The sequence below is a fragment of the Mycobacterium sp. NGS48 genome (assembly GCF_059812585.1).
Genome location: NZ_JCALCY010000005.1, coordinates 301,075 through 317,978, shown reverse-complemented (window position 1 = coordinate 317,978; position 16,904 = coordinate 301,075). Strand labels below are relative to the sequence as shown.

At 66.1% G+C, this 16,904-nt stretch carries 10 protein-coding genes; 4 read left to right on the top strand and 6 right to left on the bottom strand.

Annotated features, from left to right (window positions below):
* Positions 1–120 precede the first annotated feature (120 nt).
* The 4 genes from culp6 (at position 121) to AC5Y42_RS12695 (ending at position 10,127) form a co-directional block, all read left to right on the top strand.
* Positions 121–1,143: a carboxylesterase Culp6 gene (gene culp6, locus AC5Y42_RS12710; protein WP_499898524.1), complete on the top strand. Its 1,023-nt coding sequence runs from the start codon at positions 121–123 to the stop codon at positions 1,141–1,143.
* Between the two features lie 272 nt (positions 1,144–1,415).
* Positions 1,416–3,326 carry a long-chain-fatty-acid--AMP ligase FadD32 gene (fadD32, locus tag AC5Y42_RS12705; protein WP_499898522.1) on the top strand — a complete coding sequence of 637 codons (1,911 nt, stop codon included), beginning with the start codon at positions 1,416–1,418 and terminating at the stop codon, positions 3,324–3,326.
* 12 nt (positions 3,327–3,338) lie between these two features.
* Positions 3,339–8,555: a polyketide synthase Pks13 gene (gene pks13 / locus AC5Y42_RS12700; RefSeq protein ID WP_499898521.1), complete on the top strand. Its 5,217-nt coding sequence runs from the start codon at positions 3,339–3,341 to the stop codon at positions 8,553–8,555.
* An 18-nt stretch (positions 8,556–8,573) separates the two neighbouring features.
* Positions 8,574–10,127: an acyl-CoA carboxylase subunit beta gene (locus tag AC5Y42_RS12695; protein ID WP_499898519.1), complete on the top strand. Its 1,554-nt coding sequence runs from the start codon at positions 8,574–8,576 to the stop codon at positions 10,125–10,127.
* Positions 10,128–10,225: 98 nt separating this feature from the next.
* On the opposite strand, the gene AC5Y42_RS12690 is transcribed toward AC5Y42_RS12695, so the two are convergent.
* The 6 genes from AC5Y42_RS12690 to AC5Y42_RS12665 form a co-directional block, all read right to left on the bottom strand.
* The gene (locus tag AC5Y42_RS12690; RefSeq protein ID WP_499898518.1) at positions 10,226–10,972 is read right to left on the bottom strand and encodes an SGNH/GDSL hydrolase family protein; all 747 of its coding nucleotides are present in this window, start codon (positions 10,970–10,972) and stop codon (positions 10,226–10,228) included.
* Positions 10,973–11,076: 104 nt separating this feature from the next.
* Positions 11,077–11,703 carry an HAD-IA family hydrolase gene (locus tag AC5Y42_RS12685; protein ID WP_499898516.1) on the bottom strand — a complete coding sequence of 209 codons (627 nt, stop codon included), beginning with the start codon at positions 11,701–11,703 and terminating at the stop codon, positions 11,077–11,079.
* Positions 11,704–11,718: 15 nt separating this feature from the next.
* The gene (locus tag AC5Y42_RS12680; protein WP_499898515.1) at positions 11,719–11,847 is read right to left on the bottom strand and encodes a hypothetical protein; all 129 of its coding nucleotides are present in this window, start codon (positions 11,845–11,847) and stop codon (positions 11,719–11,721) included.
* A gap of 132 nt (positions 11,848–11,979) precedes the next feature.
* A complete protein-coding gene (locus AC5Y42_RS12675; protein WP_499898514.1) occupies positions 11,980–12,339 on the bottom strand; it encodes a hypothetical protein in 360 nt (119 codons plus the stop codon).
* 113 nt (positions 12,340–12,452) lie between these two features.
* Positions 12,453–13,547: an EspA/EspE family type VII secretion system effector gene (locus tag AC5Y42_RS12670; RefSeq protein WP_499898513.1), complete on the bottom strand. Its 1,095-nt coding sequence runs from the start codon at positions 13,545–13,547 to the stop codon at positions 12,453–12,455.
* A 141-nt stretch (positions 13,548–13,688) separates the two neighbouring features.
* Positions 13,689–16,886, bottom strand: coding sequence for an arabinosyltransferase domain-containing protein (locus AC5Y42_RS12665; protein ID WP_499898670.1), 3,198 nt, complete (start codon positions 16,884–16,886; stop codon positions 13,689–13,691).
* Between the last annotated feature and the right edge of the window lie 18 nt (positions 16,887–16,904).

Here is a 16,904-nt window from a genome sequence, read left to right as displayed (position 1 = left end):
GAGCGGCCGCATCACCGGCGGGCAGGGTCGAGGCCAAGAACCCGGTACCGTGAACCAGGGTGCGACGGCCGCTGCATGGCACGTCGACCGGGCAACCGACCGACTCTGCTAGCAGGAGACATGGCTGTTAAGAAGGCTGCTAACTCCCGGCGCAAGCGCCACCGCATCCTGGCATTGGGCGCGGCCGCCGCGACGGCGCTTGTCGTGGCCCTGGTGCTGGTGTTCGTGGTGCTCTATCTGCGTAACCCGGAGACCCCGCCCAGCGCGGTGCCACCCAGCATCGTGCCGCCGACCAGCGGGCCCGCACATCCGAAGAAGCCGCGACCGGCCTTCCAAGACGCCAGTTGCCCCGACGTGCAGTTGCTATCGATTCCCGGCACCTGGGAGTCGTCGTTGCAGCTCAACCCGCTCAACCCGGTTGACTTTCCGAAGGCCTTGCTGCTCAACGTGACCCGTCCGATCACCGAGCAGTTCGACGCCGCCCGCGTCGAGGTGTACACCGTTCCCTACACCGCGCAGTTCCACAATCCGCTGTCGGGCGACAACCAGATCTCCTACAACGACAGCCGCAAGGAAGGCACCGCAGCGGCGCTCAAGGCAATGACCGACATGAACGACAAGTGCCCGCTGACCAGCTATGTGCTGGTCGGCTTCTCCCAGGGGGCGGTAATCGCCGGTGACATCGCCAGCGATGTCGGCAACGGGCGCGGCCCCGTCGACGAAGACCTGGTGCTCGGTGTGACGTTGATCGCTGACGGGCGCCGCCAGCAGGGCGTGGGCCAGGACGTCGGCCCCAATCCACCGGGCCAGGGCGCCGAGATCACCCTGCACGAGGTGCCGGTGCTGTCGACCATGGGCTTGACGATGACCGGCGCGCGGCCCGGCGGTTTCGGTGACCTCAACGGGCGAACCAATGAGATCTGCGGCCAGGGCGACCTGATCTGCGCGGCCCCGCAGGAAGCATTCAGCATCGTCAACCTGCCGGGCACGCTGGACACGTTGGCCGGCGGCGCAGGCCAACCCGTCCACGCGCTGTATGCCACCACGCAGTTCTGGAGCGTGGACGGGCAGTCGGCCACCGAGTGGACTTTGAACTGGACCCGCAATCTCATCGAAAACGCGCCGCATCCCAAACACGGGTAACAGTTGTGTCAAGCGGTACCTTCGGATTTGGTTCGCAGCGCACCGCCCCTTAACATTAAGAGGAAATTAAGAAGAGCTGAGGTTGGTCTGCTGGGTCGACGCCGTGCTGATCGCACAGCGCGTTTCTGTACCATCTGGGAAGTTTGGCGTTCGCGACAAACGCGCAGGCGAATTGGGCGGCATCCCGCCAGCCGTCCCGGAGTCGGATGTAGCCGTCCGCGGACATCATCCAGCCGTAATCCGATCTAGCTGTGTCTTGACAGGAGAGTCGCATGGCCAACAGGTCCCACGTCGGGTACCACAACCCGTTCATCGTGGACGGAAAGATCAGGTTTCCCGACAACACCGACCTGGTGCGTCACGTCGAGAAGTGGGCATCGGTTCGCGGCGACCGGCTGGCCTACCGGTTTCTGGATTACTCCACCGAACGCGACGGCGTCGCGCGGGACATCTCCTGGGCGGAGTTCGGTGCCCGCAACCGGGCGGTCGGCGCCCGCCTGCAGCAAGTCACCCAACCGGGTGACCGCGTCGCGATTCTGTGCGCGCAGAACCTGGACTACCTCGTCGCATTCTTCGGCACCCTCTACGCGGGACGGATCGCGGTGCCGCTGTTCGACCCGGCCGAGCCGGGCCACGTCGGTCGTCTGCACGCGGTGCTCGACGACTGCACCCCGTCGGCAATCTTGACCACCAGCGACTCCGCCGAGGGTGTCCGCAAGTTCTTCCGTAGCCGCCCGGCCAAGGAGCGGCCCCGGATCATCGCCGTCGACGCGGTGCCCGACGACGTCGCCACCACCTGGGAGGGCGTGCCGGCCGATGCCGACACCATCGCATACCTGCAGTACACCTCCGGCTCCACCCGAACCCCGGCGGGTGTGCAGATCACGCATCTCAACCTGCCCACCAACGTGGTCCAAGTGATCAATGCGCTGGAGGGCAAGGATGGCGACCGCGGCGTCAGCTGGCTGCCGTTCTTCCACGACATGGGCCTGATCACCTCGTTGTTGTCAACGGTGGTCGGCTACAGCTTCACCTTTATGACGCCCGCCGCCTTCGTGCGTCGGCCCAGCCGCTGGATCCGCGAGCTCGCCCGGAAGGACGACGACACCGGCCAGACAATCTCCGCCGCGCCGAACTTCGCGTTCGAACACGCCGCGCTGCGCGGCCTGCCAAAAGACGACGACCCGCCACTGGACCTGAGCAACGTCAGGTCGATCCTCAACGGCAGTGAGCCGGTGTCGCCGGCGTCGATGCGCAAATTTCAGGAGGCGTTTGCGCCGTACGGCCTTCCCGACACGGCGATCAAGCCGTCCTACGGTCTGGCCGAGGCCACGCTGTTCGTCTCGACCACCCCGATGGACGAGGCACCCACGATCGTCCACGTCGACCGGGACGCTCTGAACAATCACCGGTTCGTCGAGGTGGCCGCCAACGCGCCCAACGCCGTCGCACAGGTCTCCGCCGGCAAGGTCGGTGTCGACGAACAGGCAACGATCGTCGACGTCGAGACCGCCTCCGAATTGCCCGACGGCCAGATCGGCGAGATCTGGCTGCATGGCAAGAACATGGGTACCGGTTACTGGGCCCGCGAAGAAGAGACCCGAAAGACCTTTAAAAACATCCTCAAGTCGCGCACCAGCCCGTCGCACGCCGAGGGCGCACCCGACGACGGGCTATGGGTGAGCACAGGTGACTACGGCACCTACCACGAGGGCCACCTCTACATCACCGGCCGGGTGAAAGACCTGGTCATCATTGACGGCCGTAACCACTACCCGCAGGACTTGGAGTACTCGGCGCAGGAAGCCAGTCGGGCCTTGCGCACCGGTTACGTGGCCGCATTCTCAGTGCCGGCCAACCAGCTGCCCGCCCAGGTGTTCGACGACCCGCACGCCGGGCTGAAGTACGACCCGGAAGACTCCTCCGAGCAACTGGTGATCGTCGCCGAACGCGCACCCGGCGCGCACAAGCTCGATTACCAACCGATCGCCGACGACATCCGGGCGGCCATTGCCGTCCGGCACGGCGTGACCGTGCGTGATGTGCTGCTGGTTTCGGCTGGATCGGTTCCGCGTACGTCCAGCGGCAAGATCGGCCGGCGTGCGTGCCGGACCGCCTACATCGACGGCAGCCTGCGCAGCGGCACCGCTTCCCCGAACGCCTTCCCCGACCAGGCGGACTGATTCTCGACGACCATGACTGATACAGACACCTCCGCGGCCCCGGCCGCTGCCCGCACCGACATGACCGTCGCCGAGGTGCGGCAGTGGCTGCGCGACTGGGTCGGCAAAGCAACCGGGCATGCGCCCGAGACGATCGACGAGGCCACCCCGATGGTGGAGTTGGGGCTGTCGTCGCGGGACGCGGTGGCGATGGCCGCCGATATCGAGGACCGCACCGGGGTCACGGTGTCCATTGCGGCCGCCTTCGAGCATCCGACCATCGAGACGCTCGCCACCTGGATCGTCGAGGGCGACCCGATGGACGAGGCGGGCGCCGACTCCGATCAGGACTGGACGCGAAGCGGACCGGTGGAACGGGTCGACATCGCGGTGGTGGGCCTGGCCACCCGGTTGCCGGGCGACATGAACACCCCCGAGGAGACCTGGCAGGCGCTGCTGGAAGGCCGCGACGCGATCACCGACCTGCCCGAGGGCCGCTGGTCGGAGTTTCTGGAGGAGCCGCGGATCGCCGAACGGGTCGGCAAGGCTCGCACCCGCGGCGGCTACCTCAAAGACATCAAGGGCTTCGACTCGGAGTTCTTCGCGCTGTCGAAGACCGAAGCCGACAACATCGACCCGCAGCAGCGGATGGCGCTCGAGTTGACCTGGGAGGCGTTCGAGCACGCCCGCATCCCGGCCTCGAGCCTGCGCGGCGAATCCGTCGGTGTGTACGTCGGCACGTCGGTCAACGACTACAGCTTCCTGGCGATGTCGGATCCGACCGTCGCGCACCCGTACGCGATCACCGGTACGGCGAGTTCCATTGTGGCCAACCGGGTGTCGTACTTCTACGACTTCCATGGGCCGTCGGTGGCGGTCGACACCGCTTGCTCGAGTTCACTGGTCGCCGCGCACCAGGCGGTGCAGGCGCTGCGCAGCGGTGAATGCGACGTGGCCGTCGCCGGAGGCGTCAACGCGCTGATCACCCCGGCGGTGACACTCGGTTTCGACGAGATCGGGCAGGTGTTGGCGCCGGACGGCCGCATCAAGTCGTTCTCGTCGGACGCCGACGGTTACACCCGCTCCGAGGGCGGCGCGATGCTGGTACTCAAGCGGGTCGACGACGCCCGCCGTGACGGTGACCAGATTCTCGCCGTGATCGCCGGCAGCGCAGTCAATCACGACGGCCGGTCCAACGGTCTGATCGCCCCCAACCCCGACGCGCAGGCCGACGTGCTGCGCCGGGCTTACAAGGACGCCGGCATCAACCCGCGCAGTGTCGACTACATCGAAGCGCACGGCACCGGCACCGTGCTCGGTGACCCGATCGAAGCTCAAGCGCTGGGCCGGGTGGTCGGCCGTGGCCGCCCGGCCGACAAGCCGGCCCTGCTCGGCGCGGTGAAAACCAATGTGGGACACATGGAGTCGGCGGCCGGTGCCGCAAGCTTGGTCAAGATGGTGCTGTCGTTGCAGCACGACAAGCTGCCACCCTCGATCAACTACGCCGGTCCCAACCCCTACATCGACTTCGACGCAACGCATCTGCGCGTTTTGGACTCGGCGACCGACTGGCCCCGCTACGGCGGCTACGCGGTCGCCGGGGTGTCCAGCTTCGGCTTCGGCGGCGCCAACGCGCACGTGGTGCTGCGCGAGGTGCTGCCCCGCGACGTCGTCGAGCGTGAACCGGAACCGGAGGCCGAACCGGCGGCTGCCACCGAGGAACGGCCCGCCGAGCATGTGCGGTTCGACGAGTACGGCGAGTTCATCGAGACCGACGGGGCCGGGACCGGGGAGCCGGATTATGAACTGCCCGGCATCACCGATGAGGCGCTGCGGCTCAAGGAGATCGCTCTAGAAGAGCTTGCCGCTGAAGAGCTTTCGGCACCGCTGGTGCCGTTGGCCGTATCGGCATTTTTGACTTCCCGCAAGAAGTCCGCCGCCGCGGAACTGGCCGACTGGATGGAAAGCCCGGAAGGGCGGGCGTCGTCGCTGGAGTCGATCGGCCGGTCGCTGTCTCGGCGCAACCATGGCCGCTCTCGTGCGGTGGTGCTGGCCCGCGACCACGACGACGCGATCAAGGGACTGCGGGGGATCGCCGAAGGTAAGCAAAAGGCCAACGTGTTCAGCACTGACGGGCCGGTGACCAGCGGTCCGGTGTGGGCGATGGCAGGGTTCGGCGCGCAGCACCGCAAGATGGGCAAGAACCTGTATCTGCGCAACGAGGTCTTCGCTCAGTGGATCGAGAAGGTCGACGCGCTGGTTCAAGACGAGCGCGGCTACTCGGTGCTCGAGCTGATCCTCGACGACTCGCATGAGTACGGCATCGAAACCAGCAACGTCACCATCTTCGCGATTCAGATCGCGCTAGGCGAGCTTTTGAAGCATCACGGCGCCAAACCCGCTGCGGTGGTGGGTCAATCGCTGGGTGAGCCCGCGTCGGCCTACTTCGCCGGCGGACTGTCGCTGGCCGACGCCACCCGGGTGATTTGCTCGCGCTCGCATCTGATGGGCGAGGGCGAGGCGATGCTATTCGGTGAATACATCCGGTTTATGGCGTTGGTCGAGTACTCCGCCGACGAGTTGAAGACGGTGTTCGCCGACTTCCCCGGCTTGGAGGTGTGCGTATACGCCGCACCGAGCCAGACCGTGATCGGCGGCCCGCCCGAGCAGATCGACGCGATTGTCGCCCGCTGTGAGGCCGAGGGTCGCTTCGCCCGCAAGCTCCAGACCAAGGGCGCCGGCCACACCTCGCAGATGGATCCACTGCTCGGCGAGTTTTCCGCAGAGCTGCAAGGCATCACGCCGATGAGCCCCGGCGTCGGAATCTTCTCGACAGTGCACGAGGGTAACTACATCCGGCCCGGTGGCGAGCCGATCCACGACGTCGCCTACTGGCTCAAAGGGATGCGGCATTCGGTCTACTTCACCCACGGCGTCCGCAACGCCGTCGACAGTGGCCACACCACGTTCTTGGAGCTGGCGCCAAACCCGGTCGCTTTGATGCAAATCGGTTTGACCACCGCGGCCGCGGGATTGCCTGATGCGCAACTGATTCCGACACTGGCCCGCAAACAAGACGACGTCGACTCGATGACCTCGACCATGGCGCAGCTGTTCGTCTACGGCCACGACCTCGACATCCGAACGCTTTTCACTCGCGCCATCGGCCCCGAGGACTACGCCAGCATCCCGCCGACCCGGTTCCGGCGCAAGGAGCACTGGCTGGACGCGCATTTCTCCGGCGACGCATCGGTGATGATGCCCGGCAACCACGTTGCGACGCCTGATGGCCGCCATGTCTGGGAATACGCGCCGCGCGGCGAGACCGATCTGGCTGCGTTGGTGAAAGCCGCTGCCGCGCAGGTGCTTCCGGAAGCGCAGCTGGCTGCCTCGGAGCAGCGGGCAGTGCCTGGGGCGAACGCCCGGCTGGTGACCACCCTGACTCGGCACCCCGGCGGGGCGGCCGTTCAGGTGCATGCCCGCATCGACGAGTCCTTCACCCTGGTCTACGACGCGCTGGTATCGCGGGCCGGTCAAGCGTCGATGTTGCCGACGGCGGTGGGCGCCGGAACCGGAGTCGCAGCAACGCCCGCACCGGAAGAGACTGCGCCGGTCGAACCTCAACCCGACACCGTGCAGGACAGCCTCACCGCACGCCAAGTCGGAGGTTTGCAGCGGTGGTCTCCCGAATCCGGTGAGACCGTGGGCGAGCGGCTGGCGGCCATCGTGTCGATGGCGATGGGTTATGAGCCCGAGGACCTGCCGTGGGAGGTGCCGCTGGTCGAACTCGGCCTGGACTCGATGATGGCGGTGCGGATCAAGAACCGCGTCGAGTACGACTTCGACATGCCGCCGATCCAGTTGCAGGCGGTCCGCGACGCCAACCTCTACAACGTCGAGGAACTCATCAAGTACGCGATCGAGCATCGCGATGAGGTGCAGCAACTGCACGAGCATCAGAAGACACTGACCGCCGACGAGATCGCCAAGGAGCAGGCCGCGCTGGTTTCCGGTGCGACGCCGGCTTCGGTGGTAGCACCTGCGCCTGATCCGCAAGCGCCGCCGTCCGATGTGGCGATCCCACCACCGCCGACCAACCCGGAAGGCCCAGCGGCGCAACCAAATTTGGCGGCCGCCGCGCAGGTGCTCAACCAGCAGGCCGTCACCGAGGCGCTGGGCGCTGATGTGCCGCCGCGCGACGCTGCCGAGCGGATCACCTTCGCCACTTGGGCGATCGTCACCGGCAAATCCCCGGGCGGCATCTTCAACGCGTTGCCCAAGCTCGACGACGACGCCGCCGCCAAGATGGCGCAGCGGCTGTCGGAACGTGCCGAGGGTTCGATCACCGCTGAGGATGTCAAAGCCGCCGAGACCGTCGAGGCGCTGGCGACTACGGTGCGCGAATACCTGGAGGCCGGTGAGATCGACGGCTTCGTGCGCACCATCCGGGCCCGGCCCGAAGGCTCCACCAAGCCGCCGGTGTTCGTGTTCCACGCCGCCGGCGGCTCGACGGTGGTCTACGAGCCACTGCTCAATCGCCTGCCACCGGACACCCCGATGTACGGCTTGGAGCGCGTCGAGGGCACCATCGAGGAGCGCGCTGCGCAGTACGTTCCCAAGCTACGCGAATTGCAGGGCGACGGGCCGTTCATCCTGGCCGGCTGGTCGCTGGGCGGGGCGCTGGCCTATGCGTGCGCGGTGGGGCTGAAGCAGCAGGGTTGCGACGTGGCGTTCGTCGGGCTGATCGACCTCGCGCTGCCCGGCGAGCCGATCGACCAGAGCAAGGAAGGGACGCGCGCACGCTGGGACCGCTACGCCCGCTTCGCCGAGCGGACTTTCAACGTCGAGGTCCCGGAGATCCCGTATGAGGAGCTGGAGAAGCTCGACGACGAGGGCCAGGTCAAGTTCGTGCTGGACATCGTCGCGCAGAGCGGTGTGCAGATCCCGGGCGGGATCATCGAGCACCAGCGCACGTCGTACCTGGACAACCGGGCGCTGGGCACGGTCGAGATCCAGCCTTACGACGGGCACGTCGTGCTGTACCTGGCCGACCGCTACCACGACGACGCGATCATGTTCGAGCCGGCCTATGCCACCCGCAAGCCCGACGGCGGCTGGGGTGACTATGTTGCCGATCTGGAAGTCGTGCCGATCGGCGGGGAGCACATCCAAGCCATCGATGAGCCGATCATCGCCAAGGTGGGCGCGCATATGACTCAGGCGCTCAACAAGATTCAAGCCGCGGGTTAAGGAAAGAGGGCAAGCCTAGTGACCACCAAGACCGCCGCGGAGTTGCTGGCCGACCTGCAGGAGAAGCTGGAGCTGGCCAAGGAGCCCGGCGGCGAGAAGGCGGTCGCCAAGCGGGCCAAGAAAGGCATCCCCAGCGCGCGGGCGCGCATCCACGCGCTGGTGGACCCGGGCAGCTTCCTGGAGATCGGCGCGCTGTGCAAGACACCGGGCGACCCGAACGCGCTGTACGGCGACGGGGTGGTGACCGGGCACGGCCGGATCAACGGCCGTCCGGTGGCGGTGTTCTCCCACGACCAGACCGTGTTCCAGGGCTCGGTGGGGGAGATGTTCGGCCGCAAAGTGGCCAAGCTGATGGAGTGGTGCGCCATGACCGGCTGCCCGATCGTCGGCATCAACGACTCGGCCGGCGCCCGTATCCAGGACGCGGTCACCTCGCTGGCCTGGTATGCCGAGTTGGCCCGGCGCCACGAGATGTTGCGCGGCCTGGTTCCGGAGGTCTCCATTATTCTGGGCAAATGTGCTGGCGGAGCGGTCTATTCGCCGATCCAGACTGACCTGGTGGTGGCGGTACGCGACCAGGGCTACATGTTCATCACCGGCCCGGACGTGATCAAGGACGTCACCGGCGAGGACGTCAGCCTCGACGAGTTGGGCGGTGCCGACAACCAGGCTCGCTACGGCAACATCCACCAGGTCGTCGAGGACGAGGCCGCCGCCTTCCAGTACGTCCGCGACTACCTGAGCTTCCTGCCCGCCAACACCTTTGACGACCCGCCGATCGTCAACCCCGGCCTGGAGCCGGAGATCACTCCCAGCGATCTCGAGCTCGACTCGATCGTGCCGGATGCGGACAACACCGCCTACGACATGCACGAGATTTTGTTGCGTATCTTCGACGACGGCGACGTCTTCGACGTGGCGGCCCAGCGTGGCCTGGCGATGATCACCGCGTTCGCCCGGGTGGACGGCCGGCCGGTCGGCGTGATCGCCAACCAGCCGATGCACATGTCGGGGGCGGTCGACACCGAGGCCTCCGACAAAGCGGCCGGCTTCATCCGGTTCTGCGACTCTTACAATCTCCCACTGGTTTTCGTCGTCGACACCCCAGGTGCCATGCCCGGGGTGCAGGAAGAAAAAAGCGGAATCATCAAGCGCGGCGGGCGATTCTTCAACGCGCTCGTCGAGGCCGACGTCCCGAAGGTCACGTTCATCGTGCGCAAGGCCTACGGCGGCGGCTACGCGGTGATGGGTTGCAAACAGCTGGCCGCCGACTTGAACTTCGCGTGGCCCACCGCGCGGATCGCGGTGATCGGCGCCGACGGCGCGGCCCAGCTGCTGATGAAACGCTTCCCGGACCCGACCACGCCCGAGGCGCAGCAGGTCAAGAAAGACTTCATCGAAGGCTACAACCTCAACATGGCCATCCCGTGGACGGCCGCGGAGCGCGGCTATATCGACGGCGTGATCCAGCCGCACGAAACCCGGCTGCTGCTGCGCAAGTCGCTGCGAATACTGCGTGACAAACAGAAGTTCGACCGGGTGCAGCGCAAGCACGGCCTGACCCCGATTTAATTGGGCGCCGCCTTCCGCCGCGAGTGTGCGTGTCCCCGGCCGAAACGCCGTGAAATTTCCCGGGTTTGCGCACGCTCGCCGGGTGCGCGCGGCGGCCCCTAGCCGGTGTAGTCGGCAAGTGCGTTACCGATCGCGGCGGCGCCCATGGCGTTGGGGTGCAGCGGGGCCGCGGGGTTGACGGGCACGAATCCCTCGACCCAGCGTGCGTTAGGCGGCGCACACATGTCATGGCCCACCGACATCGGCCGGGTGTCGAAGTAGTCGATCCCTTTGTCGGCGGCGAGTTGCATTTGCCGGTCGTCGAGCTCGTTGATTTTCGACTCGAAGTAGGTGGCGTCCTGAGGTAGCACCGGCTGCTGCGGATAGCAGCCACCGGGCCGGATGTACGTCGGGTATCCGACCCAGACAATCCGCGCGCCCGGCGCCTTGGCCCGAATGGCGTCGATCATCGCGGCCCACCGCGGCGTATGGGCCGTGATCGCTGCGGAGATGCTGTCGGTGCCGTCGACCACGAAGCGCTCCACGCATGGCGGCGCGTCCAGCGACGTTGCCCGGCACTGTGCGGCATCGGCAGCCAAGCTGACGTCGTTGCCGCCGATCGTCACCGTGATCAAGCTGGTGCCGGCGTCGACGGCGTCGATCTGCGGGGGCACCGTGCCATCACGCGTCAGTTGCGCCCGAGTGGTGATGTCCTCCGTGGTGGCGCCGCTGCAGGTGACGTCGCGGAAGACGGCCGGGGTGATTCGTCGGGCCAACACCGATGGATAGTTGTTGGTCGACTTCTGACAACCGGGCGGCGGCGCGGGGTCCGGCACACCGGGCTCCGCAGCGGCCGAGTCGCCCATCGCGACATAGCTCAGCTGGTTCGGCGGTTCAGCGCTGCTCGGCGAAGGCGAGCTGCATGCGACTGCCACCGCCCCGAGCAGTGCCACCAGACCCCGACGCAACGTCAGCCGCCCGCACCAGCGATCTTGGCGGCCACCTCGACCAAATCGTCGCCGACAATGTCCGGCTGCGGATCCAGCGGAATCAGAGCCTCCCCCGGTCGTCGCACAAAGGCGGCGAGGCAGCCGGCCGCCAGCGCCCCGGCGACATCCCAGCCGTGCCCGGCGACTAAACGCACCTCACTCAGGCCGACGCCTAAGGATGTCGCCACATGCCCGTAGGCCTCGGCGCGCGGCTTCAATGCCCGCACATCGTCAGCGGACAGAATCATGGCGAACCGTCCGGCGATCCCGGCGTTTTCCAACGCGGTGGTCGCTGAGTCGAGCGGCGAGTTGGTCAGCGCCACCAACGTGAAATCAGCAAGCCGGTCTAGAGCCGGCCCGACGTCAGGGTAGGCCGGCAACTGCTTCATCCCGGCGATCACGTCGGCTTCGCGCGGCAGGTCGAGCATCTCCAACGCAGCCTGCTGTGCATTGGGGTAGTCGATGTAGTTGCCGGTCAGTCCGCCGACGAACGCGTTCTGCAGCATCAGCGAAAACCAGCGCCGGCGCACGTCCGCCCCGCCCAACAGCGGATCCAACGCCTGGGGATCAAGCAAGGTCCCGTTGACATCGAACGCGATGACGGCCATCTCGGCGATTGCGGGTCAGTCGGACTCGTCGGACTCTTCCTGGGCCTTCTTTCCCGCCGCCGTGGACTCCTTGAGTTCCTTCTTCGCTTGCCCGGCTTCGTCAGCCAGGCCCTTGACGGTTTCGTCCCCTTCTTCAGCGCGCACAGTGCCTCCATCCATTGACGATGCCGATCCGTTGCGGCTACCCATCGCCGGCACCCGGCAACCGTCGCCGCTGGCAGCTGTGTCCCGGCGCATACCTGGTTGCCGCCGAACTACGGAGAGCCGTCCGCTACCTTATTGCGCCGGCGTCGAGATGTCAGGGCATGCCGCCTGTAACGCATTCGTGGCTCGAGCTATGTTGTTGACTACTTCGACATATCGCTTGAACCGGGCATCCTCAGGAACGTTGGGCGAATTTCGTGCGATGTCGCCAAATTCCGCAAATCCGTCCGCCCATGCGCTCAAATTCTTTTTGGCGTCCGGCGATGCGACCAAGTCCGCCGCTTGACGGCTTTCATCGCCGAGAACGGTCCAGCGTTCGGGATCTTCGCGACCGCCCACCTGCATGGCCGCGGCATTCTCGGACTCGCCCACCGACCGCCATTCGCGCGCTACTTCAGCCACGACTTCGCAGTCCGACACCGAATACGCCACCGCTTCTTTGTGGCGTGAAATCCATGACGCCGCGAGCGCACCCGATACGACGGTGATAACGAGTACGAGCAAGACTGCGGTCCGAAGCGTCCGAGTGGGCGGTAGAACTCGTGTCATGGGGCTGTCGCCATGGGACGCTTGGGATCAAGTACGAATTGGCCGCCATCCGGAGTCGGCAAATACATGGTAAGGCGCGGGTTATGTGCCTGCGCCTGGTAGATCTCCTTGATGTCAATCGGATGCCACTCGTTCATGCCGAAATTCGGTGTAAAGAACCCCGTTCCGCTCACACCGCGACGCATATGCTCGGCCTCGTAGTTGTAATCGATCCATTTCGCTTGATACCAGTTGCCGTCTCGCTGGACCCAACGGACGTGATCGGGCTGTCCGTTGAACGTTTCACCGGTCAAACGGAATTTGTAGTTCTCCTGCATTCTCCACGTCGGATCAACGCCCCACCCATTAGGCGGGCTGCCGACGACATCTTGGTAACCAGTCGGGCCGCCTTCAATGGGAGGCTTGATGTCGCGATGCCAAGGCTGAGGCGGCACAAATGGGCCTATAGGCGGACCACCGCCGGGACCGCTGGGGTAAGGCCGGGGGTCGAGTTGCCAGCGGCCACCGCCCGGTGCCGAGTCAGGCGGGGGCGGCGGATCCCACGGATATTGCCATCCCTCGTCGCTCACCAGCGTCTGGATCTTCGGTTCAGGCCCGTTGTTCCCGCCCAGGGTTGCGTATTCCTGGCCGAGCGCGCGTATGCGTCCTCCGATGCTGTTGAGTTCGTTGTTGGACTGGCGGACCACATCGGCGACATCACGAATACCCCTACGCGCGATCTGAGTCTCCAGTTCGTCGCGGTTGGCACTCGCAGGCACCGACGCGGTCGCATCCTGCACCCACTGTTTGATCTCATCCAGATTCTGGCGCCCCACCGTCACCACTGCCGCGGAACGATTCACCTCCGCACCAAGGCGTCGATCCAGTTCAGCCATCCGGCCGAATCGACGGGCGTGATCGGCATTAGCGGTCGCATACGCATCAGCTGCGTTACCCGTCCAACGCGAGCCTGGTGCTGCAGCGTCCACGCTGGACTGCATCTGCCGCAACTGCACACTGTTATCGAGCCGCTCCCCCTGCTCAGGAGCGCCCTGCCCAAGGGTTGCCCGGGCATTCGACCACGTCGAGTAAAACCCGTCCAACGAACCCACAGTCGCACCCCGTCCCACGCAACAAAGGTTTATCCCAGTTTAAAAGCACATACCGATAGGCCCGACACCAAGATTTGAGGCGCTCTGAAGCAAGCCCGTCAGTGAACCGACCCGGCTGCCGCGAGCAGCCGCGACGAATCGTTACGGCTTAATTCGGATCTGCCCGGGCGACCACCAACCACTGCGGGTCGCGGTACCGAGCTCGAGCTGCGCCGGCTGCGCGTTGACGATCGTGTCGAACTTTCGCAGTGACCCCCAGTCGCGGGCCCAGTCCTCGGACAGGTAGGTGGCCATGACGTGGGCGCGCAGCAACACGTCGGTGATGCCCAGCAGACCGCCGTTGATGCCGTCTTCCCAGGTGTCGGTGTCCTGCTTTTTGGCGGTGTAGTCCGGGGTGATGCGGAACTTCGGTATCTCGGTGACGCCGTTGGCATGCAGCATCGGCTGCTGGCACGGGAAGGCCAGCCCAACCGCCCAGTCCATCAGCACCGGCTGCGACGAGCCGACATATTCCTGCAGCGAGCGCAACTCCGGGACCCGCGGCGGGGTCACCGCGATCCAGTCTTCCGGCGTCAGCGAGAGGTCTTCGGCCACGACGCGCACCGCAGTGGCGTCGGCCGGGATGTCGGCGCGGGCAAAGCGCAGATTGCGCCACGCCTTCGGTTGCTCACCGTACAGATCGTCGGGCACCAGCCGCCCGGCCGGCGCCAGGTCGGCCCGCGCGTACTCCAACACGACGGTCTGGCCTTCGGTGTGGCCGTGCAGCACGCTGTTTCCGGTGATCTTGCCCGCCGCGGTCACCACCACCAGCGGATGCCCGTCATCGGCCTTGGGCAGCTGATACCACGCCGAGGTGAGCCGGCTCTGCTGCTGCGCGCCGGTGGTGTAGCTGCCCGCCAATGGAACTCGCGCGGGGTCCAGGCCGTACGGCAGCGGCACCGTCGAACCGTTGACGCCCGGCGTCTTGAGCTTGGTCGGCGCGTCCCAGTCGTAGTCGGTGCCCGGCTGCGGCGGTGTCGGCATCCGAATCGCTTCTGCGACAGTGTGTTCCGGGACACCACTTGGTGTGAAGCCGATCGGGTTGACACCGCCCAGCGGTCCCAACGGGCCGTAATCGCCGGGCAGCGAGCCCATGTAGCCGTCGTTGGCGTCCGGCTCGACCAGGACGTCGTCGGCCAACCCACACCCACCGGAGAATGCCCGCAGGTTGGCCCAGCCGTTGGAGTAGGTGGGGTACTGGCGCACCACACCGATCACCATCGACGCGATGAACACCAACACCATGAAACCGGCCGCGATCGGCACTGGCGCGGCCGTCAGCGCACGGGCCACCCAGCCGTCGCCGCGGTCACGAGGGGCGAAGTGCAGCCAAACCGCATAGAGCGTCGTCACAGCAAACAACGCGAAAAAGACTGTGCTGACCGTGATTCCGGTGATCTTCGGCATCGCGCTGTTGAACGGCACACCGTAGCTCGACACGTACCACCAGCCGTTGGTGGTGGCGAAGCACAACGCCAAGAGGAAAAACACGGCCGCGACGAATGCCATCCGGTTGCGTGACCAGCGCAGCACTTTTGGCGAGACCAGTGCGGTGGCCAGCGCCGCCATCGCCGCCCCGACGGCGGCGAACAAGCCGAAGTGGTGCACCCATTTGGTGGGGGTGAACATCAGGAAGAACATGGTGCCGAAGATGACGCCCATCAGCCGCCACGCCGGCCCGCGCGCCACGCCCGGAACCCGCTTGCGCCGCAACATGATGAACAGCGATGTGAACAGGCACAGTGCCGTGATCAAGAAGCCGAAGCGGCGGGACAGCGACCCGTCGACGGTAGGCAGAAGCAGGTAGTAGTAGCGCAGATTCTCCGTGTACCAGGCCTGGCTGGGTCCGATGTCGCTGCGAATCCTGGTGGCTTCCAACACCGTTGACAATGTCTGGTCGGCGAACACCACGGTCAGCACCACAAAGCCGGCGGCCAGCAACGGTGCCACCAACGGCCAAGTGCCCACCAACCGATGCCGTCGCACCAGAATCCGCAGGATCGGACGTCCACCGGCTACCAGTGCGGCCACCGCGATCAGACCGGTCGGCTGGATGCCGAGGGTGAACGCCGCGGCGATGATCGCCAGCGCCGCAGGCGTCATCCGCCCGGAGTTCATCGACCGCTCGATCAGCACGTAGGTGATCAGTGACCCGACGGCGATAATGCCCTCGGGCCGCAGCCCGTTGTTGAACGGCATCCAGGCCGCCAGCAGCACCAGGCCCGCCGCCCAGACGGCGGCCTTGCTCGACGCCACCGCAGGCCCCAACCGCGGCAACACCTCACGGGACAACAGCAGCCAACACACCAGCCCGGCTACCAGGTCGGGCAACCGGATCCAGATGCTTTGGTCGCTGACATGAGTCATCAGCGCCAGCAGGTTGTAGTACCAGCCGAACGGATCTTCCGGGCTGCCGAACCAGCGGAAGTAGTTCGACATGTAGCCGGCATGGTCGGCGACGCGGGCCATGCCCAGGATGTAGCCGTCGTCGGATGAGTTGGCCCCCATCACATGCCAGAGCAGGAAGGTGAAGACGACCGCGGCGTCGGCCAGGCTGAAGCCGTGCCAGCGGCCCGGGATGATGCGGTGCAGCCGGCGGCCGTCCATGCGGTCCAGCCGCCACAGCGCAACCAGTGCCACGATGGTGGCGGTGATCGCCAGCACGATCGCGGCCAGTTTCAGTGCGGTGGGTTTAGTGGAGAACCGGGTGTCGATGGTCGCCGAGAGTTGCAGGCCGGGCGGCGCCGGACCGGTGAGATCGGTGAAGACCCCGACGATCTGCGGGCGCAGGTTGGGGTCGGGGAACCCCGAGGGCTGTCCCGCTGGTCCGGGCACCCCGACGAAGGTGGCGAAGGTGCCCGCGTGCGTCGAGGTGACCTCGATGCGCTGACAGTTGCTCATCTGGGCGCGCGGCACACTGGCGATCACCACGTTGCGGTCGGTGACATCGACCCGTTGACTGGTGACGTTCACGAACAGACCCTGCAGCGCAGCGTCCTTGCCACTCTTCGGCGCGGTGCCCAGCACCAGGCCACCCTTGTCCGGCATCGCGTTCGCCACCGAGCACGGCACCGTCACCGTCACCGTCACCGGTGTCTGCGAAATCAGCGGCGCAGTCACGTTGGTGAATTGCCCCTGTTGCGGCCAATTCAGCGTCGCGGTGGTCTGCACGACGGGCAGCAGCGGTGTCGCGACCGACAGCAGGAAGCCGATCAGCCCGGCGATCGTCGCCACCCACCGTGCCACCTGCACGTCGCGAGTGCTGGTGTCGCGGGCGGTGTTTTCCTGGGTCATCGTCATGGGCTGGTCGGTTCGCGA

What these genes read in the sequence shown, in the direction of transcription:
- culp6 (WP_499898524.1), top strand. Translation starts at nt 121, where the DNA reads ATGGCTGTTAAGAAGGCTGCTAACTCCCGGCGCAAGCGCCACCGCATC.
- fadD32 (WP_499898522.1), top strand. Translation starts at nt 1,416, where the DNA reads ATGGCCAACAGGTCCCACGTCGGGTACCACAACCCGTTCATCGTGGAC.
- pks13 (WP_499898521.1), top strand. Translation starts at nt 3,339, where the DNA reads ATGACTGATACAGACACCTCCGCGGCCCCGGCCGCTGCCCGCACCGAC.
- AC5Y42_RS12690 (WP_499898518.1), bottom strand. Translation starts at nt 10,972, where the DNA reads ATGGGCGACTCGGCCGCTGCGGAGCCCGGTGTGCCGGACCCCGCGCCG.
- AC5Y42_RS12685 (WP_499898516.1), bottom strand. Translation starts at nt 11,703, where the DNA reads ATGGCCGTCATCGCGTTCGATGTCAACGGGACCTTGCTTGATCCCCAG.
- AC5Y42_RS12665 (WP_499898670.1), bottom strand. Translation starts at nt 16,886, where the DNA reads ATGACGATGACCCAGGAAAACACCGCCCGCGACACCAGCACTCGCGAC.